Source organism: uncultured Roseovarius sp. (assembly GCF_947259555.1).
Lineage (GTDB): Bacteria > Pseudomonadota > Alphaproteobacteria > Rhodobacterales > Rhodobacteraceae > Roseovarius.
Map to the genome: position 1 here is coordinate 128,228 of NZ_CAMYMD010000100.1, position 19,133 is coordinate 147,360.

Below are 19,133 nucleotides of genomic sequence, written 5' to 3' on the forward strand. Positions count from 1 at the left end.
TTCGGGATTTCCAGAACAGATGTTCAGGAAATGCAAAGATATCAGAAAACGGTCGCGGCCAGACTTTGTCTGCCCTAACGTGACGCCGACCAAGGACAAGGCCCAGCCATGACGCATCATCAGCCACGCATCGACACCTCTCCCCATGTCTCGGACGAGGTGCGCAAGACGACCTGCTACATGTGCGCCTGCCGCTGCGGCATCAACGTGCACATGAAGGATGGTAAGGTGGCCTATATCGAGGGCAACCGCGACCATCCGGTGAACAAGGGCGTGCTCTGTGCCAAGGGTTCGGCGGGGATCATGCAGGTCAATGCCCCCTCGCGCCTGCGCGCGCCGTTGAAGCGCGTCGGCCCTCGTGGCTCGGGCGAGTTCGAGGAAATCAGCTGGGACGAGGCGCTGCAAATCGCCTGCGACTGGCTGGAGCCGATCCGCACGACCGACCCCTCCAAGCTTGCGTTCTTCACCGGGCGCGACCAAAGCCAAAGTTTCACAGGCTACTGGGCGCAGAATTTCGGCACGCCGAATTTCGCGGCGCATGGCGGGTTCTGCTCGGTCAACATGGCCGCTGGCGGCATCTACACGATGGGCGGCGCGTTCTGGGAATTCGGACAGCCGGATTGGGACCATACCAAGCTCTTCATGCTGTTCGGTGTGGCCGAAGACCATGACAGCAACCCGATCAAGATGGGGATCGGCAAGATCAAGGCGCGTGGCGCGCGGGTGATCGGGGTGAACCCGATCCGCTCGGGCTATAACGCCGTGGCCGACGATTGGGTGGGCATCACGCCGGGCACCGATGGGCTCTTCATCCTGTCGCTCATTCACGAGCTGATGCGCGCAGGCAAAATCGACCTCGACTACCTCGCCCGCTACACCAACGCGCCCGTTCTGGTGAACGCCGATCCGAACTCACCCGAGCACGGGCTTTTCCTACGCGATACCGACGGAAAACCGACAGTCATAGACCGCAAGACCGGCAAGCTTATGGCGTTCGACACCCCCGGCGTGCGCCCCGACCTGAGTGCCACGCACGAGGTGGACGGGATCACTCATCGCCCCGTGATGCACCTGATGGCTGAGCGATACCTAGACCCGCAATACGCCCCCGAGGCGGTGTCTGAGCGCTGCGGCATCACCCCCGACAAGATCCGCCGCATCGCCGCCGAGATCGCCCGCGTGGCCTTTGACGAGGCGTTCACCCTCGACCACGAGTGGACAGATTTTCGCGGCGAGACCCACAAGACGATGATCGGCCGCCCGGTCAGTTTCCACGCCATGCGCGGAATATCGGCCCATTCCAATGGCTTCCAGACCGCCCGCGCGCTGCATGTGCTGCAGATCCTCCTCGGCACGGTCGAGGTGCCCGGCGGCTTCCGCTTCAAGCCGCCCTACCCCAAGCCCGTGAGCGCCCACCCCACGCCGCATTGCAAATACGCGCCCGGCCAGCCGCTCGACGGCCCGCATCTGGGCTATCCGCGCGGCCCCGAAGACCTCGCGCTCAAGGACGACGGCAGCCCCGCACGCATCGACAAGGCCTTCACATGGGAAAACCCGATGTCGGCGCATGGGCTGATGCACATGGTGATCTCCAATGCCCACGCGGGCGACCCCTACAAGATCGACACGCTCTTCATGTACATGGCCAACATGTCGTGGAATTCCTCGATGAACACGCGCGGCGTGATGGAGATGCTGACCGACACGGACGAGAGTGGCGAGTATGTCATCCCGCGCATCATCTATTCGGATGCCTACAGTTCCGAAATGGTCGCCTATGCCGACCTCATCCTGCCCGACACGACCTACCTGGAGCGCCACGACTGCATTTCCCTGCTCGACCGCCCGATTTGCGAAGCGGACGCGGCGGCGGACGCGATCCGCTGGCCGGTGGTGGAACCCGACCGTGACGTGCGCGGCTTTCAGACGGTGCTGGTGCAACTGGCCAACAAGCTGAAATTGCCCGGCTTTACCGCCGAGGACGGCACGCCGCGCTACCGCGATTATGCAGATTACATGGTCAATCACGAGCGCAAGCCGGGTATCGGCCCGCTCGCGGGCTTTCGCGGCAATGGCGAGGATGTGGGCCGCGGCGCGCCCAACCCGGCGCAGATCGACCGCTATATCGAAAACGGCGGCTTTTTCGTCAGCCACATTCCCGAGGGCGCAAATTACTACAAGCCGTGGAACATGGCCTATCAGGACTGGGCCGTCGGCATGGGCATATTCGACAAACCGCAGCCCTATATCTTCGATCTCTACGCCGAGCCGATGCGCAAGTTTCAGCTTGCCGCAGAAGGCCATGGGGAGCGTCAACCGCCCGATCACCTGCGCGCGCGGATCAAATCCATGATGGACCCGCTGCCGATCTGGTATCCGCCCTTCGAGGACGACAGCGTCGATACCCAGGAGTTCCCCGTCCATGCGCTGACGCAGCGCCCGATGGCGATGTATCACAGCTGGGGCACGCAAAACGCCTGGCTGCGGCAGATCCACGGGCAGAACCCGCTCTACCTGCCAACGAAACTCTGGGAAAAACACGGCTTCAGTGACGGCGATTGGGCGCGCGTCACCTCGGCGCATGGCGAGATCACCGTGCCGGTCGCCCACATGGCCGCGCTCAATGAAAACACCGTCTGGACATGGAACGCCATCGGCAAGCGCAAGGGCGCTTGGGCGCTGTCCGAGGATGCGCCCGAGGCGACGCGCGGCTTCCTGCTCAACCACCTGATCCACGAGCTCTTGCCACCAAAGGGTGATGGGCTGCGCTGGTCCAACTCCGATCCGATCACCGGGCAGGCGGCATGGTTCGATCTGCGGGTGAAGATCGAGAAATCAACCGCCCCGGCAGAGGCGCAACCCATCTTCGCCCCGATCAAATCGCCGGTGGGGCAAGGCCCGGACCACCTTGAATGGAAGGTCGGTAAATGAGCGGCAAGACCCTGACATTGCTGGCCATTCTAGCCTTTGTCGCGTTCGGCGTCGGCTCGTTCATCTGGTTCATTGCCACATGGGACAAGACCCGCGAAGAGCCAGTGAGCACCCGCCCCCACATACTTGAGGAGCGGACCGCATGACCACGCTTCCCGAAACCACGACCCGCAAACTCGGTCTCGTCATCGACCTCGATACCTGTGTCGGCTGTCATGCCTGCGTGGTGTCCTGCAAGGGCTGGAACACCGAGAATTACGGCGCACCGCTCAGCGATCAGGACCCTTACGGCGCGGACCCGTCGGGCACCTTCCTCAACCGAGTGCACAGCTACGAGGTGCAGCCGCTGGCGACATCCGCCATGCCGCACCCCGCCGCACAGCTGGTGCATTTCCCCAAATCCTGCCTGCATTGCGAGGGTGCGCCCTGTGTCACCGTTTGCCCCACGGGGGCCAGCTACAAGCGGGTCGAGGACGGCATCGTTCTGGTCAATGAAGCCGACTGCATCGGCTGCGGGCTCTGCGCATGGGCCTGCCCCTACGGTGCGCGCGAGATGGATCAGGCCGAGGGCGTGATGAAGAAATGCACCCTCTGCGTCGACCGCATCTACAACGACAACCTGCCCGAAGAGGACCGCGTGCCGGCCTGCGTGCGCACCTGCCCGTCGAACGCGCGGCATTTCGGTGACCTGGGCGATCCCGATAGCGACGTGAGCCAGCTTGTGGCAGAGCGCGGCGGTATGGATCTCATGCCCGAACAGGGCACCAAACCCGTCAACCAATACCTGCCGCCCCGGCCCAAGGATACGCTCGACCAGCCCAAACCGGCGGGCGACATCGACATCCTCGCCCCGTTTCTGGAGCCGGTGATGGACGAGCCCAAGGGCTTTCTCGGCTGGCTTGACCGCACATTGGAGAAGATCTGATGCATCCCGCCCCGTCTGTCATCGTCTTCACCACCCTCTCGGGGCTTGGGTTTGGCCTGCTGATCTGGCTGGGCCTTGGCCTGCCTGCCGTCACCGGCTGGGTCGCCTTCGCCTTCTTCGCCATCGCCTATGCGCTCGCCGTGGGCGGGCTCCTGGCCTCGACCTTTCACCTCGGGCACCCCGAACGCGCGTGGAAGGCGTTCAGCCAATGGCGCTCCAGCTGGTTGTCGCGCGAAGGCGTCTGTGCAGTCGCGGCCTTGCTGGTCATGGCTGCCTATGGCGCGGGGTTGGTGTTTTTCGACACCCGGCTGGCGGCTCTCGGATGGGTCGGCGCCGTACTATCGCTCGGCACGGTCTTCACCACCTCGATGATTTACACGCAGATGAAAACCGTACCGCGCTGGAACACCCCCCTGACCCCGGCCTTGCTGATTGCCATATCGCTGGCAGGGGGCGCGCTTCTGGCCGGAGAAATCAGCGCCGCGCTGATCCTCATTCCGATCGCGGGCGTGCTGCAAATCCTGTGGTGGGTGCGCGGCGACGGGGCCTTTGCCGCCTCGGGCACCGACATGGCAACGGCGACGGGTCTGGGCAATATCGGCACCGTTCGCGCATTCGAGCCACCACATACCGGCACCAACTACCTGTTGCGCGAAATGGTGCATCAGGTCGGGCGCAAACACGCGATGAAACTGCGGGGCATCGCGTTCGGGCTCGGCTATGTGCTGCCCGTCGCGCTCCTGCTGCTGCCGTTCTCGCATATGCTGGCCATCGTCGCGGTTCTGGCCCATGTCGCAGGTGTTGCCGCCTCTCGCTGGCTGTTCTTCGCCGAGGCCGAGCACGTGGTCGGGCTGTACTATGGCAAGCGCTGAGGGGCGCGCCGGGATCAGCGGGCCCCTTCACTCCATTCGTCCATCACCGGCTCGATGCGCCGCTCGCGGAACCTGATCCAGCGTACGCGAATGGCCCAGAAAAGAGCAGCCAGCAGCACGAGAATCACGATCTTGACCCAGGGAATGATCTGCTCGTCCGGCCCGGTGGCGGCGCGGATGCTAACCGCATTGGGATAAATCGAAAACAGCTCATTGCGCCAGCCATAATGGCGCACCACCACCCATTGCGCGGTCGCGGCATTCTTCTTGGACATCATGTCCGACGCCTCAGCCTGCAGATTGGCCGTGTCGAACTTGAAATAGGGCGGCCAGCCCCAGCCGGTATCCTCGTTGCGATAGATCATCGGTTTGTCATTGGCCTGGAAGGTCTGGATAAAGAACACATCGCGCTCGGTCGCCGTCGGATCATCGCCGGTATCGGCGCTTGACCAGAACAATGCGTTATCGCCCGGATTGACCCGTTTTTCATAGGTGTCGGTGATCCGTACCACGTCATGCTGCGGCAGCGTATAGTGCAGAAAGGCGATTACCACCGTCCAGAACACACCCCAAAACACCCATTTGACATAGACCATGCGTGGCCCCCTTACATGAAATTCGTGACATAGATGATGACACAGATCAGCGTCACCGGAAGGATATAGACCAGCCAGATCAGCCGTTTGCGCAACGATTGCTCATATTGCACCATTCCGGCCTCTATATAGGCATCCCGGTCGCCGGGGCGACCCGCCTCTTCCCAGTCGTGCTCCATTTTCTTGCGCCGCGCGGACCGCGAGTACCAGGAAATCCCGAGATAGAGCGCCGTCAGAGCGATCAGCCCGAAGATCAGCAACCGCATCAATGCCAGCATCCGCCCTCTCCCTTTCCGGTCCACCGACCAAAGCCGCACCCCTGCATAGCGCAGAATCATGCTAGGCTGCACCCCATATGCACCGAAACCGGAAAGGACATGCCATGTGTGACGCCTGCGTAATCAATACGGTCAAGGACAGGATGCTGTCGCGCCGCGCCTTCTTTGGAACCGCCGTCGGGGCCGGGGCCGCCACAGCGCTCTCGCCCTTGGGCGCATCCCCTGCGATGGCGCATGGCCATAGCACGGTCGAGGATTTGACCCACACCTATGACGCCGATTTTCCGACCTATTTCGGTGCGCCCGGCATCTCCACCGAGCAGAATTTCAACTTTGCCGATCACGGCTTCAACCTGCTGACGCTGACGGTCAACGAGCATACCGGCACCCATGTCGATGCGCCGCTGCACTTCTCCGCCGATGGGGCGTCCGTCGATGAAATCCCGGTGGGTAATCTCGTGGCGCCGCTCTGCGTCGTGGATATCGCGGCGCGCGCGGCCGAGGATGCCGACACGCGGCTCACCCCCGACGACCTCAAGGCGTGGATCTCGGCCAATGGCGACATCCCCGACGGGGCCTGTGTGGCGCTTTATTCCGGTTGGGGGGCCAAGACCGGCAGCGATGCCTTCCGAGGGTTTGACGGCGAGAAACAGCACTACCCGGGCTTCCACGTCGAGGCGGCGCAGATGCTCATCGAAGAGACCGGCGCGCGTTCCATCGCCTCGGACACGCTGTCTCTCGATCACGGCCCCTCGGCGGATTTCGCCACGCATTACGCGTGGCTGCCGACGGGGCGATTCGGCATCGAATGCATGGCCAACCTCGACAAGGTACCGGCGGCGGGCGCGACCGTGGTGATCGGCGCGCCCAAGCATCGCGGCGGCACCGGCGGCCCGGCCCGCATTTTCGCGCTCATTTAGCAAAAGAGGAGGTTTTGGCTTGTTGCCGCCATTAAGCGAACGGCAAAAGGTGCCGCGCGGGAGGCGCAAACGGCAGCAACAGGCCATGATCGCCCAGACTGACAGGCTTGTGACATGATATTTCACACGCGGCGGTTACGTTGCATTTGACGCATCTCGACCGGAGCACCCATGCACCTGATCCCGCTAATTTTGGCCCTGCTGTGGCCCACAAATTCACTCGCTGTGTCACCCGAGCAAGCCGTCTGTCATGCCGAAAATCCCTGTCCCCTCGGCGAGCGGTCCTACCACGTCAAGGAACCCGACGACTGGGATGGCACATCACCTCTGCCCGTGCTGTTGCATTTTCATGGCTGGATGCGGCAGGGTACCCTGATCGTCAAACATGGCCGCATTTCCGGGGCAACACGGCGTCGCGGCGTGCTTTTGCTGGCCCCCAACGGACAGGGCAAGACCTGGAATTTCTGGACCGACCAAACCGATGATGTCGCATTTGCCGCTGCCGTAATCGAGGACGCCGCCAAACGCTATCCGATCGACCGCAACCGCATCTTTGTCTCGGGCTATTCTTACGGTTCGGCAATGGCATGGCGCTATGCATGCGAGAACGGCAATGTTATCGCCGCACTTCTAGCCGTCTCAGGCACCTTGCGCCAATCGGAAATCTGCCCGCAGGCCCCTCAAGACGTGCGTCACGTCCACGGCACCGCCGATACTGTGATGGACTTCCCGTTCGGTCCTACAGGTCAAACAACGTGGCCCGTCAAACTCTGGCGCGACAGGCTGCGTTGCGACGACGCCGACATCGACACAGATACATGGAGCGTTACGAAACACGACATGTTCACGCGCACCACCTGGACGGATTGCGGGAAAGGTCGCGTGACTTTGGATGTCCACAAACGAGGTCATTTCATCCCGCGCGGCTGGATTGCCCGGCAACTCGATGAACTGCTGCACCGCACACCGTCCTATCCATGACACGCCCTGCCAATATATAGGATGACCTAACGCCATGAACGTTCTAAGACGCCGGGCATGAACCTGATAGTGATCCCGCCCGCATGACTCGCCCTGACCGTCCCGGCAAATCACCGCTGTTTTCTCCACGCGACCGCGACAACCTGCGCTGGCTATGGCATCGCTACATGAAAAAGCGCGCGCCCTGGCTTGGGCTTGTCCTGATTATGATCATCATCCAGGGCGTCGTCTATCAACAGTTCTTGTCGATCACCGAGAACGGCCTCCGCGTGATCTTCGAGAATGGCACAATGCGCGAACTGGCGCTTGTCTGTGTTGCCGTCTTCTTTCTGTTCGGTATCCGCGCGCTCATGGCGTATCTCGTACCGCGCATCTCGGTATGGGTGAGCAATGGCGCAATCTACGAAATGCGGCGTGACCTGATTTCGCATATGATGGAGCTTGATCTGGCCTATTTCGAGCGCACGAAATCCGGCGAGATCATTCAGCGCATTGTCACCCAAACCCAGGGTTTGGGTCATTTCATCGGCCTCGGTACAGCCAACGCGGTGCGCGACGCGGTCACGGTCGTCATCGTCTCAGGCTACCTTATCTGGAAAAACCCGGTCCTGTTCACGGCCGCTGTATTGGTGTTGCCTTTCATCATTTGGGTGATGAACTTCGTGTCTGGGCGGGTCAAGATGGTGCAAGCGCAAGCCGAACAAGCCCTTGGTGATTATATGAACGGCATCGACGAAACTGTCGGCGGGATGCGCACGGTCAAGATCTCCAGCCAAGAGGCGGTCGAGACCGCGCGTCTCGAAAAGGGCACCGCTGCCATACGAGACCTGACGTTACGTGTCCAACGGACACAGGCGCTGGTAATGCCCTCGATCGACCTCAGTTCAGCCTTTGTCTATGTTCTGGTCATCGGTGGCGGGGGCTTCATGGTTCTTCATCCCGATTTCGACATGGACGGTGCGGGGATCATCACATTTCTGCTTGGCATGGTCCTGGTGTTTGATCCGGCCCGACTTCTCGCTCAGTTTTTGGGATCTCTGCAATCGCATATCGTGCTTCTCGACCGCGTGCGAGGCCTCTACCTCGAGCAACCAACCATCTTCGACAAACCAAATGCGACGACGAGCGTCGATACCAGAGGTGATATCGTTCTAGATCACGTGCGGTTTTGCTATTCGGATGACCAGCCCCTGTTCGACGACCTGTCGATCACGTTCAATGGCGGGAACATCTCGGCAATCGTTGGGGCCACCGGCTCGGGTAAATCCACCATTCTGTCATTGCTCTCCCGGCTCTACGACGTGCAGGGCGGGCAGATCACTATTGGCGGCACACGAATTGACAAGCTCACTCTGGCGGCGCTGCGCGGTGCATTCTCCGTGGTCGCCCAAGACATCGTCATCTTCAACAATTCGATCTGGGAGAATATCCGTTACGTCAATCCAGATGCCAGCGACGCCGATATATGGCGGGCGGCCGAGAGTGCAGAGATCTCGGATCTGATCCGCCGGCGTGGCGACGCGCCTGTCGGACCGAAAGGGGCGCATCTCTCTGGCGGACAAAAACAGAGGATTGCAATCGCGCGCGCGTTTCTCGCCGATGCCCCGATTTTGCTTTTGGATGAAGCCACAAGTGCGCTCGATCAGGCGACTGAAGCACGGATCAAATCAGCCTTGGCTCGCCTGACTGCGGGACGGACCACAATCATGGTCGCGCATCGTCTCTCCTCAATAGTGGATGCCGATTGCATCTACGTGCTCGACGCAGGTCGCCTTGTGGAGCAGGGCACTCACAGTGATCTTCTCGCACAAGGCGGATACTATTCCAGCCTGTACGAAACGCAGGAAAACGTATCCGCGCATCTGGCGCAACTTGATCCCGATGGCACGACATAAAAAACGGGCCCTAAGGCCCGTTTCTCAATTTTCAACACCAGATGTGCCGACGACAAATCGCCGAGCAGCTTAGTTGGTGGATCCTGTCGCTGTCGAGCTATCGTCCGAGGACGACGCAACCGCCGTCACGAAGATAATGCCCGTCACTGCGGCGGCAACAGTCGTGCCGGTCACGCCGAGACCGAGACCAGCGCCAGCCCCTTGGGTCGAAACGAACGGATCGGTGTTGACCTCTGCGTCCTGAGCAAAGGCAGGAGCAGCAGTAGACAAAGCCAGAGCGGAAGCTGCGGCAATCATGGAAATCTTTTTCATAACATTCTCCAAGTCGTGATAGACCATAACATCCCATTCGGGATTACCATTTGTATGCCATACCTCTCATTGCAATGGAACAGATAATTGCAGCAAACCCGCAATCGGCTAGTAGCCGCGCATTTTTGCAACGGCCTGACCGATAATTCAGCAACCCCACGCGCGGATGGCCGCGATTTCAGCCTCATATGCGGAACCAACGGAGGCCTCATTGCGTGTTTGGATCCACGTGCAATATGCTGCCATACGCCAATGATACCAAGGAGCAAGTAACAGATATCTCTCAATTATTTCCAGATCAGGATATCCCGAAATAAAACTCTGACGCTCATTTTCAGACAAGCGCACGCCTCGATACGCCATTTGCATCGCGGGCGAAAGAAATATGGACAGATCTTCGCACGGATCGCCTATCGCGGGGCATTGCCAGTCAATCAAATACCAGTCATCGCCCGATCCGATAATATTCCCCGGCACCGGATCGCCGTGCAAGAGGCAGGATCTGCCCGATGGCGGAATCGATCCACCCGGCTTGAGGTGCCAGACAGCACGCGCCCGCGCTGGCGGGCAGTGCGAGAGAATCAATCTGGTCTGCTGTTCTATTGCGTGGCTGCCATCGGGAGCACGCCGCAGAGACAGCGGCGCGTCGAGCGCGTGAACGCGGTCCAACAATCCCGCGACCGATGCAGGGCCGCCTTGCCACATCTTGCCTGCAACGTGTTCATAAACGATGCAATATCCCGCCTTTGTCTGGAAATGGTCCAAAAGGACGGGGGCGAGCTTGCGCCCTGCGAGATGCTCGAGTGCCAGCACTTCCGAATTGGGGTCGTTTGGGAACATCGGATTGAGGCCGCATGGACCAAACAATTTGATAACGATTGACCCCGCTTCCGAGTTTACCCGCCAACTGCGATTCGTTCTCCCGCCTGCAAGGCTGGTCCAATGCGCATCAAGGGCAACGAACCCGCGCAGCTCCAGCGTCTGTGCGAGGGTCATTTCGACATCCGTTGCCGGTCCGGGCAGCATTGCAGGTGACCTAACGCTTGGAAAATACAACCGAACGCTATTGTGCTTTCACGATCGCGGCAAGGACAGGTTACTCTCGCACCTAGCGCAGCCCCACCACTTGGGAGGCAAGGATTCGCTGCCCGTTTTCAAGGACCAAACGTGTTTCTTCTCCATCAAACTGCGCCTCTGCAATCAAGGCCACCTGTTGCACGGCATGTCGCGCGACAGTTTCACCTCCGACGATAGAATGCACTTCGAGGTCATACACTCCATCTTCTATCGGAAGCCCGGCCGGATCCTGACCGATCCATTCGACCTTTCCTGAGACGGCTGGAATCGATTGACGGTTCACCACAATTCCCTGCGCATTTGTCGCCACGATTTCAGCGGCCTGAGCTTGTGCAGCGACCGTCGTGGAGAGTGTGACCGGCTGGCCATCAAAGATCACAGGATCTTCTGTGACCGCTTGCATGCCAATCCACCCAGATACTTGACCAAGACCAAGCGCACCCAAACGCGCGCCAAGATCCGTCAACAGATCATTGGTCAAAACCTGCTGTTCCACTGTCGAGAATGTTGCAAGCTGCACGGCGAAATCGGAGGACTCAACCGGATTGAGCGGATCCTGATTTCGCATCTGGGTCGTCAGCATCTTCAAAAATGTCTCGAAATCCGCGCTCAAGGCAGTGGCATTGCTTGCGTCCACCGCTTCTGCCGCCCCCGGGCCCGGACTTTGGACCGCGCCCTGCTGGGTATTTTGCGTCGCTGACAACAAATCCATTCCACTCTCCTTTAAATCAAAACATCCAACCGGTCGCCGAGCGTCACTCGCAGGTGATCAAGAGCTTTCGGGTTCGGCGCGACATCGACTGCCTCACCCGGTGCATGCTCTCTCTGCGGCGCGCCTTGCGGATGTCCTCCGAAATCGTGCTGCGCACTCTGACCTTCCTGTGAGAAAGTGAATTGTGCATGCTCGTACCCGACCTCATGCAGCGCACGTTCCAACACCTCCGCGTGCCTCCGCATGAGGTCAAGGGTTTCGGGCCGCTCCGCGAGCAGATTGACAGTAATCTGACCGTCGTTGGACGTGAGCCTCATCTGCACTTTGCCGAGTTCGCTTGGCGCGAGACTCAGTTCTATTGATCGGCCGCCAACGCCAGACCTGCTCACGCTCGCCACGACTTGGCGAGCAATGACCTGCGGCAATTCAGGACGAGTATAGACGATACCGACCGGCAGGTTTGATCCGTTAACGGAATGAGCGGCGCTACGCACATCCGCAAACGGCCTACCCTCTATTTCTTTTCGCAAGAGATCGGCACTGGGGGCCGCCAAAAATGTGTCCGGTTCCGGCAGCGCATTGCCGGGCACAGGCACGACCCTAAAAAGCCCATCGTCTCGCACAATGGTCGATGCCGCTACAGACGTCTCGGGAGCTGAATTCATGTGCGAACCCTCCGATCGGCCAAAGGTGCTCAGCCGGGCTGGCAACTCAGACTTCGAATTGGTCAGCGTCTGGCCCACGTTGACCGCTTCCGGTTGCCACAGGACCGGGGCGGTTGCTTGGGTAGGGGGGGTAATTCTATCCGGTTTTTTTCCCGTGTGGACATTGACCTCTGCTGTCGGCAATTGATACCCGCTGCTGAATGACTTGCTCTGCGGACCTGGCGGCGACTGCTGTGCTGCCAAGATCCGGGCCGCACTCTTTTCAAGACCGGTACGTCCTGCGAACTCGCTATCTTGAGGAAGGGGCAGGTACGAGCCTGTGCGTCGGGATGTGATACGGGCTGTGTCATTGGGCCGATAAGTCAGATCGCGGCCGACGGCTGGCCCGCTTACAAGACTGCCTTCGGATCGGCTCTCCACCTTTGAGGAATCTGTTCCCGATTCCCGCAGCAGTGAGCCATCGGCCCCTGCTGCGGTCCCGGTATTTTTTTCATCGTCCACGCCAGACAGGACCGCGCCGTTCGATACTGACTTGTTTTCAAATGCGTCCCGCAGAGAATCAAACGAGAAACTGGCGGCGGCAGCCGTCCGCTTCACGGTCAAGGGATGTTCCCGTCGGACAGTGTTATCCGTGCCAGGCAAAAGGGCGATTTGCCGCGTTTCTGGATGCTCACGCATTGGCTCCGCCGCCACCAAGGCTTTTTCAGATCCTGTCTGCAGCGCATTGGACCCATTCTCCAACAGCGTACCCCCCTCCTCCGACCTGTCGGGCCGGTCCTCCACGTCGCGCGACGTCTCAGAATCGCGTTCTTGCTCGACGGCAGATTCTGCCTGTCCTTGATCGGTCCCCAGCACGTCCAGTCGTGCCTGGCCTTTGAAAAACACTCTTTCAAAAACCCTCGCCCGGACGTCGGTGACAGTCTTCCCGTCATCGGGTGGGGGCGTATGCGCCCTCGGCGCTGCAACGCCCATTCCTAACGAAACTTGATCTGTCATCGGTTGAGATGTCATGAACCCTCTCAGGACCTGTACTCCATGTGCCTAGCATTACAAAATTCGGTTACTGCTTCTTTACCGATTTCAGTTCTGATGGAATTTAGTCTGATCAATTTGAGGAAGTAAAATGACCGGTTCCATATCCTCCATGACTTTGAAGGGCATTGCTGAAACGCCCGATATACGCGCGATGCGCAACGTGGCCGAGAAGCTGGAGGCCAGCTTTCTGGCGGAGATGCTGAAATACGGAGGCCTCGGCACACAGGAAAACAGTTTGACTGAAAGCACCAGCGAATCACAGTTCGCCTCATTTCATCGCGACGCACTTGCAAGGGAGATGGTCAGCAGCGGCGGGATCGGTTTGGCAGAAGTTTTTTTTAGGTCGTTGATGGAACGCTCACATGACATATGAGCGAGAAAATCAGATCATCGACCGACTGGACATACTTCTGGAGCGTGAACGACAGTCTCTTCTCTCCGGAGACCTCTCTGACATCGAGAATCTTGTGAACCAAAAAGAGCGACTGATAGACATGTTGAACGCTCTTGTGATCGACGAGACCAGCGCTTTGCAATCGCTTCAGAGAAAACTGACGCGCAATCAGTCGTTACTTGATGGTACGCTGCAAGGCATAAGGACAGCCGCCGCGCGCCTAGCTGCGCATCGGCGTCTCAAACGATCGATGACCACCTATGACCAAAATGGCCGCAAGCTTTCGATTACACCGGAAACACCGCGAAACGTAGAAAAGCGTGCGTGATGGCGTTTTATTAAAAATGAAGTTTTTCAAAGGTTTGACTTAGTAATCCGTTAGCACATTCGTGGCAGTCTCCAACATGCATCCGGCTATGGATGGCGCAGTGGGACACAGTCTAGACCCTGCAAATGTCAGAACGACAGCAACGCCGTCCCAGCATCGCTGGAACGGAATGTGAAATGGCGAAAAACGCCAAGTATCAAAGGATTATGCTATGTCCAGCATTCTGACAAACAACAGCGCAATGGTTGCCCTGCAAACACTGCAATCGGTCAATTCGAACCTCGCAAAAACGCAGGACATGATCTCGACCGGCAAGGCAATCGCAACGGCAAAGGACAATTCTGCCATTTTCGCGATCTCGAAGGTCATGGAATCGGATGTCAGCGGCTTCAAGGCCGTGTCCGACGCCCTGTCACTGGGAGAATCGACCGTCGCAGTCGCGTCCGCAGGTGCAGAACAGATCACCAATATTCTCAATGACATCAAGGAAAAGGTTGTGGCCGCGACCGCTGAAAACGTCGACAACGCGAAAATTCAGACAGACGTCGACGAACTGGTCAATCAGGTCAACTCGATCATCGGAGCCTCGCAATTCAACGGTGCAAACCTTCTCAATACTGCTGGGAACACGGGCATCACGGTCTTGTCCTCCCTCGACCGCGCAGGTGGTGGCGCAGTCACCGCGACGAATATCACGGTAGCTTCCGTTGATTTTGAGGCCAATCTCGATCTGAGCGATATCGACGTCTCGACAAGCGCAGCAGCCGACACTTCGCTCGCGCTGATCGAGGCGCATATTCAGACGGCAGTCGACGGGGCTGCGGCACTCGGCGCGTCGGCCAGGCGCATCGAAGATCAGAACGATTTTGTAAGTAAGGTCACCGACGCCATGAAATCCGGGATCGGCTCCTTGGTCGACGCGGACATGGAGGAAGCGTCCGCGCGGCTCCAGGCGCTCCAGGTTCAGCAGCAGTTGGCAACGCAATCCCTATCGATCGCCAATCAGGCACCACAAGCCATTCTTTCTCTGTTCCGGAACTAAGCGACAAAGGGGGTGGCCTACGGGCACCCCCGGACCCGCTCAGCAGAAAATTTCGGGAATTTAGAAAGGACATGACGTGAACGCGACGTTACTGGCGCAAAACGCCTACCGCACTCAAGCCCAGACCATCCGCACCGAACGCGGTTTAGAATATGACGCAATTGCAAGAATAACGCACAATCTATGCATGGCGGCTCGGGACGGACGCGACAATATGATCGCAGTCGCTAGAGCAATACATGACAATCGACGCCTTTGGACGATCCTCGCGACGGATGTGGCAGATCCGGAGAATCCGCTCCCGAACGCGCTCCGCGCGCAAATTATCTATCTGGCGGAGTATACACATCATCACAGTTCAAAAGTTTTAAGAGACGCGGCGCCGATCGCCCCCCTTATCGAGGTCAATACCGCGATAATGCGTGGCTTGGGAGAAAGGCGAAGCACGTCATGAGTGGCCTCGTTCTCAAACTTGGACCCAAGGAAAGGGTGCTCATAAACGGTGCCGTCATAGAAAACGGTGAGCGGCGTTCGCGGCTCTCGATCATGACACCCGACGCACATATCTTGAGGCTGCGCGATGCCATCCGTCCCGAGGAGGCGACGACTCCGGTCCGCAGGGTATGCTACGCCCTTCAGTTGATTCTTTCCGGCGATAGCGACCCTGAGCAAGCACATCATCAACTCTTGCGGCGCATCGAAGAGTTGAGCCAGATCTTGCGGGACCATGACAGCCGAACGCTCTTGGGTCACGCGACGGAAGCCCTCGTGTCAAACGACCATTACAAGTGTCTCAAGGCATTGCGCGCCTTACTGCCGCGTGAAGAGCGGCTCTTGGTACATCGCGCATCATGAATTTCGAACCAGTCCTTCCGCTGGGCGGCCTTCCGGGATGGGCGCTGCTGAACCGTACGTTGGAGCGGCAAACCGATCTCTTCAACAAATCCCCTCAAATCGTACGTGACACAGAGTACTTTGAACTAACCATCGGCAGTATAAAGACACCCGAAGCACTTGTGTCGGATCGCCGCCTTTTGAGGGTAGCACTCGGGGCCTTCGGGCTTCAGGATGATATCGACAGCCGCGCTTTCATCCGGACAATCCTCGAAGAGGGCACACTCGATGACGATGCGCTCGCCAACCGCCTGTCAGATGACCGTTACAAGCAACTCGCCCAAGCGTTCGCGTTCGCGGACCGCCCTGTGCCACGAACGCAGTTATCTAGTTTTGGCACTGAAATAACCGCGCAATTCCGCCGCAGGCAGTTCGAGGTTGCGGTCGGGGATCAAAACGAGGCACTTCGCCTCGCATTGAACGCCAAGCGCGAGCTCGGTGACATTGCCAGCGACACCGCCGCCGAGGACACGCGCTGGTTCCGTGTTCTTGGAAACGAACCGTTGCGCCGTATCTTCGAGGTCGCGCTTGGATTGCCGGATAGTTTCGCGCAGTTGGATCTTGACAGGCAGCTGGACGAGATCAAATCCCGCGCCGCGCGCCAGCTCGATATCAGCTCCTTGTCGGATCTGATAGACCCTGACCTTCAGGATGATGTGATCCGAAGGTTTCTTCTGCGTGATCAGGTTGCCGAGATCAACGTCCGGTCTTCTCAATCCATAGCACTCACCCTGCTGCAATCCGTGCCCAGGCGGTTCTGAAGAGCAACATGCCTGTTGGTCATGTCTGTACATGCGGAACGATATCCACCGATCAGCGTGATAACGGGTGGCATGCGGCCATGAGGGCACAGGAGGAGAGCTTTGTAAATTTCCCGTTGCATTCACGGTCAGGCAACAGCCCTATGGACTAAATCCAACAGGAGGATCGAATGCGCTGCGTCTTCATCAACATCCGCTGCAAACCGGGCCAGTCCTACCACGTGGCAGAGGCTATTGCCTTGCGTGAAATTCACTCAGAGCTCCACTCCACTTCAGGTCCATTTGATCTATTGATGAAACTCTACATCCCGGAGGACGAGGATGTCGGGAAATATATCAACGATAATTTGCTGGATATCCCGAGCATCGAAAGAACCGAGACAACGCTGACATTCAAGGCGTTCTGAAGAGGACGGCGCCAGCGCGCCACTGGGTTTGACTGGCTCCCGAGAGTCGATCAGAGCGGTGCAACCGGCCTTCTACGTGAATGCTTGGGGCACCCGGCGCTCACAATCGAAGACCGATATTGCACCCGTCAAGGTCACCAACATCCGATCATCACAATGCAAACGCCCTTGGTCCCTAAACGATCAATTCGAACCGCGTCACATCCACCAGCCCCCGGTCGGTGATCTTGAGCGCCGGAATCACCGGCAGCGCCAGAAACGCCAGTTGCAGGAACGGCTCCTGCAACGTGACGCCGAGCGATTTCGCCGCCGCGCGCAGAGCCTCCAGCCGGTCGCGCACCGCCTCAAAAGGCTCAAGGCTCATCAGCCCCGCAACCGGCAACGGTAGTTCGGCCAGCACCTGGCCCCGATGCGCCACGACAAAGCCGCCCTCGATCTCCGACATCCGGTTCACGGCAAGGGCCATGTCGTCATAGCCCACCCCCACGCAGGCGATATTGTGGTGATCGTGACAGACGGTCGAGGCGATGGCCCCGTCCTGCAATCCGAAACCACGCACGAAACCCGTCGCGATATTGCCGTTGCGCCCATGCCGCTCGACCACTGCGATGCGCACCAGATCGCGGGCGGAATCGGGGCGCTTGTCGCCATCCTGCGGTGCAATGTCCTCATGCAGATGTTCAGTCAGGATCTTGCCTTCGAGGATGCCGATAACATCGGTCTCGGCGCGGTTACCGGTGTGGCGGAAATCCTGCGGCATCACCGCCCGCGCCTTGACCGAATGGCGGCCCACCGGCGCGACGGTCTCACGCGCGTCAAACGCCGCGTCATCCGCCACCACACCCCCGCACAGCACCAGCCGCGCGTCGCACGTCTCCAGCGATCCGAGGGCCACGATATCCGCCCGCCGCCCCGGTGCGATCAGCCCCCGGTCGCGCAGCCCGAACGCCTCGGCCCCCGACAAAGACGCCGCGCGATAGACGGCAAGCGGCGAGGCGCCTTGCGCGATCAGCACCCGGATCATGTGGTCGAGATGCCCCTCCTCGGCGATATCCAGTGGATTGCGGTCATCGGTGCACAGACACATGTAGGGCGCGGTGATGTCGCTCAGCAGCGGCGCGAGCGCATCGAGATCCTTGCTGACAGAGCCTTCCCGGATCAGCACGCGCATGCCCTTTTGCAGCTTTTCGCGCGCTTCTTCGGCGGTGGTCGCCTCATGTTCGGTGCGGATACCCGCCGCGCAATAGGCATTCAGGTCGCACCCCGAAAGCTGCGGGCAATGCCCGTCCATATGCCCCCCCTCGAAGAGCCGCAGCTTGGCCATCATGCCGGGGTCGCGATGGATGACGCCGGGGTAATTCATCACCTCGGCCAGCCCGATGCCCGAAGGATGGCCCATCACCTCTTGCAAGTCGTCAGCCCCGATCTCGGCCCCTGCCGTCTCCATCTCCGTCGAAGGCACGCAAGACGAAAGCTGCACCCGGATGTCCATCACCGTATGCTCTGATGCGGCTTGAAAATACCGGATGCCGTCCAGCCCCATCACATTGGCGATCTCATGCGGGTCGCAGATCGCGGTGGTCACGCCACGCGGGGTGACGCAGCGGTCGAACTCAAACGGCGTGACAAGCGAGCTTTCGATATGCAGATGCGTGTCGATGAAGCCCGGAACGAGGATGAGGCCGGTGACATCGATCACCTTGCTCCCCTCATACTCGGCCCCGATGCCGACGATGGTATCACCGCAGATCGCCACGTCTCCCGCGATCATCGCACCGGTGATGAGGTCGAACACCTCGCCCCCGCGCAGCACCAGATCGGCGGGCGCGTCGCCCCGGCCTTGTGCAATACGTGTTTCGAGATCGGCCATGTGTCACCCTCCGGCTGTCACGCGCAAGTGTTGCGCGGGTGACGCTGCGGGGCAAGCCCGAAGGTGAGCTTGGATCAGGTTGCGCATGTCTATATTGGCCTTGAGCGGACCTTCATTGCTAACGAGACAAGCCGCGCGGTGCCTGACCGCCGGGTGGGCGCAGCAACCTCTGTGGATCGCACTTTATGCCAGCCAAGCACTCCCGCGTTTTCAATGGCTTGAAACGTTGCAAAAGCGC

21 protein-coding genes are annotated in these 19,133 nt (G+C 59.4%); 14 read left to right on the forward strand and 7 right to left on the reverse strand.

Annotated elements, in window-relative coordinates; all coding sequences use genetic code 11:
- Positions 1-108: 108 nt before the first annotated feature.
- Genes Q0X85_RS16865 through Q0X85_RS16880 form a run of 4 tightly spaced genes read left to right on the forward strand, consistent with a single transcriptional unit; the run spans position 109 to position 4,728 of the window.
- Positions 109-2,931, forward strand: coding sequence for a molybdopterin oxidoreductase family protein (locus Q0X85_RS16865; RefSeq protein ID WP_297773930.1), 2,823 nt, complete (start codon positions 109-111; stop codon positions 2,929-2,931).
- Positions 2,928-3,077 (forward strand): hypothetical protein, encoded by a 150-nt coding sequence (locus tag Q0X85_RS16870; protein WP_297773931.1) that lies wholly within the window; start codon positions 2,928-2,930, stop codon positions 3,075-3,077. The genes Q0X85_RS16865 and Q0X85_RS16870 overlap by 4 nt, the downstream gene beginning before the upstream one ends.
- On the forward strand, positions 3,074-3,856 hold the full coding sequence (locus Q0X85_RS16875; RefSeq protein WP_297773932.1) for a 4Fe-4S dicluster domain-containing protein: 783 nt from the start codon (positions 3,074-3,076) through the stop codon (positions 3,854-3,856). Before Q0X85_RS16870 ends, Q0X85_RS16875 begins: the two co-directional genes overlap by 4 nt.
- Positions 3,856-4,728: a DmsC/YnfH family molybdoenzyme membrane anchor subunit gene (locus tag Q0X85_RS16880; protein ID WP_297773933.1), complete on the forward strand. Its 873-nt coding sequence runs from the start codon at positions 3,856-3,858 to the stop codon at positions 4,726-4,728. Before Q0X85_RS16875 ends, Q0X85_RS16880 begins: the two co-directional genes overlap by 1 nt.
- 14 nt (positions 4,729-4,742) lie before the next feature.
- Here the strand turns inward: Q0X85_RS16880 and Q0X85_RS16885 are convergent, their stop codons facing one another.
- Together Q0X85_RS16885 and Q0X85_RS16890 are read right to left on the reverse strand one after the other, a co-directional pair.
- Positions 4,743-5,324 carry a DUF1523 family protein gene (locus Q0X85_RS16885; RefSeq protein ID WP_297773935.1) on the reverse strand — a complete coding sequence of 194 codons (582 nt, stop codon included), beginning with the start codon at positions 5,322-5,324 and terminating at the stop codon, positions 4,743-4,745.
- An 11-nt stretch (positions 5,325-5,335) separates the two neighbouring features.
- The gene (locus tag Q0X85_RS16890; protein ID WP_297773936.1) at positions 5,336-5,602 is read right to left on the reverse strand and encodes a hypothetical protein; all 267 of its coding nucleotides are present in this window, start codon (positions 5,600-5,602) and stop codon (positions 5,336-5,338) included.
- A gap of 104 nt (positions 5,603-5,706) precedes the next feature.
- Between Q0X85_RS16890 and Q0X85_RS16895 the strand changes: the two genes are divergently transcribed.
- The 3 genes from Q0X85_RS16895 (at position 5,707) to Q0X85_RS16905 (ending at position 9,398) form a co-directional block, all read left to right on the forward strand.
- Positions 5,707-6,522, forward strand: a complete 816-nt coding sequence (locus Q0X85_RS16895; RefSeq protein ID WP_297773937.1) for a cyclase family protein — start codon at positions 5,707-5,709, stop codon at positions 6,520-6,522.
- A 171-nt stretch (positions 6,523-6,693) separates the two neighbouring features.
- The gene (locus Q0X85_RS16900) at positions 6,694-7,503 is read left to right on the forward strand and encodes a PHB depolymerase family esterase (protein ID WP_297773939.1); all 810 of its coding nucleotides are present in this window, start codon (positions 6,694-6,696) and stop codon (positions 7,501-7,503) included.
- Between the two features lie 83 nt (positions 7,504-7,586).
- Positions 7,587-9,398, forward strand: a complete 1,812-nt coding sequence (locus Q0X85_RS16905; RefSeq protein ID WP_297773941.1) for an ABC transporter ATP-binding protein — start codon at positions 7,587-7,589, stop codon at positions 9,396-9,398.
- Positions 9,399-9,467: 69 nt separating this feature from the next.
- Here Q0X85_RS16905 and Q0X85_RS16910 read toward each other — a convergent pair whose 3' ends face one another.
- The 4 genes from Q0X85_RS16910 to Q0X85_RS16925 form a co-directional block, all read right to left on the reverse strand.
- The gene (locus tag Q0X85_RS16910) at positions 9,468-9,710 is read right to left on the reverse strand and encodes a hypothetical protein (RefSeq protein WP_297773943.1); all 243 of its coding nucleotides are present in this window, start codon (positions 9,708-9,710) and stop codon (positions 9,468-9,470) included.
- 147 nt (positions 9,711-9,857) lie between these two features.
- On the reverse strand, positions 9,858-10,706 hold the full coding sequence (locus tag Q0X85_RS16915) for a phosphotransferase (protein WP_297773944.1): 849 nt from the start codon (positions 10,704-10,706) through the stop codon (positions 9,858-9,860).
- Positions 10,707-10,818: 112 nt separating this feature from the next.
- The gene (locus tag Q0X85_RS16920; RefSeq protein WP_297773946.1) at positions 10,819-11,499 is read right to left on the reverse strand and encodes a flagellar hook capping FlgD N-terminal domain-containing protein; all 681 of its coding nucleotides are present in this window, start codon (positions 11,497-11,499) and stop codon (positions 10,819-10,821) included.
- Between the two features lie 11 nt (positions 11,500-11,510).
- Positions 11,511-13,049 carry a flagellar hook-length control protein FliK gene (locus Q0X85_RS16925; RefSeq protein ID WP_297773948.1) on the reverse strand — a complete coding sequence of 513 codons (1,539 nt, stop codon included), beginning with the start codon at positions 13,047-13,049 and terminating at the stop codon, positions 11,511-11,513.
- A 238-nt stretch (positions 13,050-13,287) separates the two neighbouring features.
- Between Q0X85_RS16925 and Q0X85_RS16930 the strand changes: the two genes are divergently transcribed.
- The 7 genes from Q0X85_RS16930 to Q0X85_RS16960 all read left to right on the forward strand — a co-directional run bounded on the left by Q0X85_RS16930 (position 13,288) and on the right by Q0X85_RS16960 (position 17,025).
- Positions 13,288-13,572, forward strand: a complete 285-nt coding sequence (locus tag Q0X85_RS16930) for a rod-binding protein (protein WP_297773950.1) — start codon at positions 13,288-13,290, stop codon at positions 13,570-13,572.
- A complete protein-coding gene (locus Q0X85_RS16935; RefSeq protein WP_297773951.1) occupies positions 13,562-13,921 on the forward strand; it encodes a flagellar protein FlgN in 360 nt (119 codons plus the stop codon). Before Q0X85_RS16930 ends, Q0X85_RS16935 begins: the two co-directional genes overlap by 11 nt.
- Positions 13,922-14,132: 211 nt before the next feature.
- A complete protein-coding gene (locus Q0X85_RS16940) occupies positions 14,133-14,963 on the forward strand; it encodes a flagellin (RefSeq protein WP_297773952.1) in 831 nt (276 codons plus the stop codon).
- A gap of 76 nt (positions 14,964-15,039) precedes the next feature.
- A complete protein-coding gene (gene flaF, locus Q0X85_RS16945; protein ID WP_297773953.1) occupies positions 15,040-15,417 on the forward strand; it encodes a flagellar biosynthesis regulator FlaF in 378 nt (125 codons plus the stop codon).
- Positions 15,414-15,818, forward strand: a complete 405-nt coding sequence (flbT, locus tag Q0X85_RS16950; protein ID WP_297773954.1) for a flagellar biosynthesis repressor FlbT — start codon at positions 15,414-15,416, stop codon at positions 15,816-15,818. Before flaF ends, flbT begins: the two co-directional genes overlap by 4 nt.
- Complete coding sequence (locus Q0X85_RS16955) at positions 15,815-16,618, forward strand: DUF1217 domain-containing protein (RefSeq protein ID WP_297773956.1); 804 nt, start codon at positions 15,815-15,817, stop codon at positions 16,616-16,618. Before flbT ends, Q0X85_RS16955 begins: the two co-directional genes overlap by 4 nt.
- Before the next feature lie 170 nt (positions 16,619-16,788).
- Positions 16,789-17,025 (forward strand): Lrp/AsnC ligand binding domain-containing protein, encoded by a 237-nt coding sequence (locus Q0X85_RS16960; protein WP_297773957.1) that lies wholly within the window; start codon positions 16,789-16,791, stop codon positions 17,023-17,025.
- Between the two features lie 175 nt (positions 17,026-17,200).
- Here the strand turns inward: Q0X85_RS16960 and ade are convergent, their stop codons facing one another.
- Positions 17,201-18,895 (reverse strand): adenine deaminase, encoded by a 1,695-nt coding sequence (ade, locus tag Q0X85_RS16965; RefSeq protein WP_297773959.1) that lies wholly within the window; start codon positions 18,893-18,895, stop codon positions 17,201-17,203.
- Positions 18,896-19,133 lie beyond the last annotated feature (238 nt).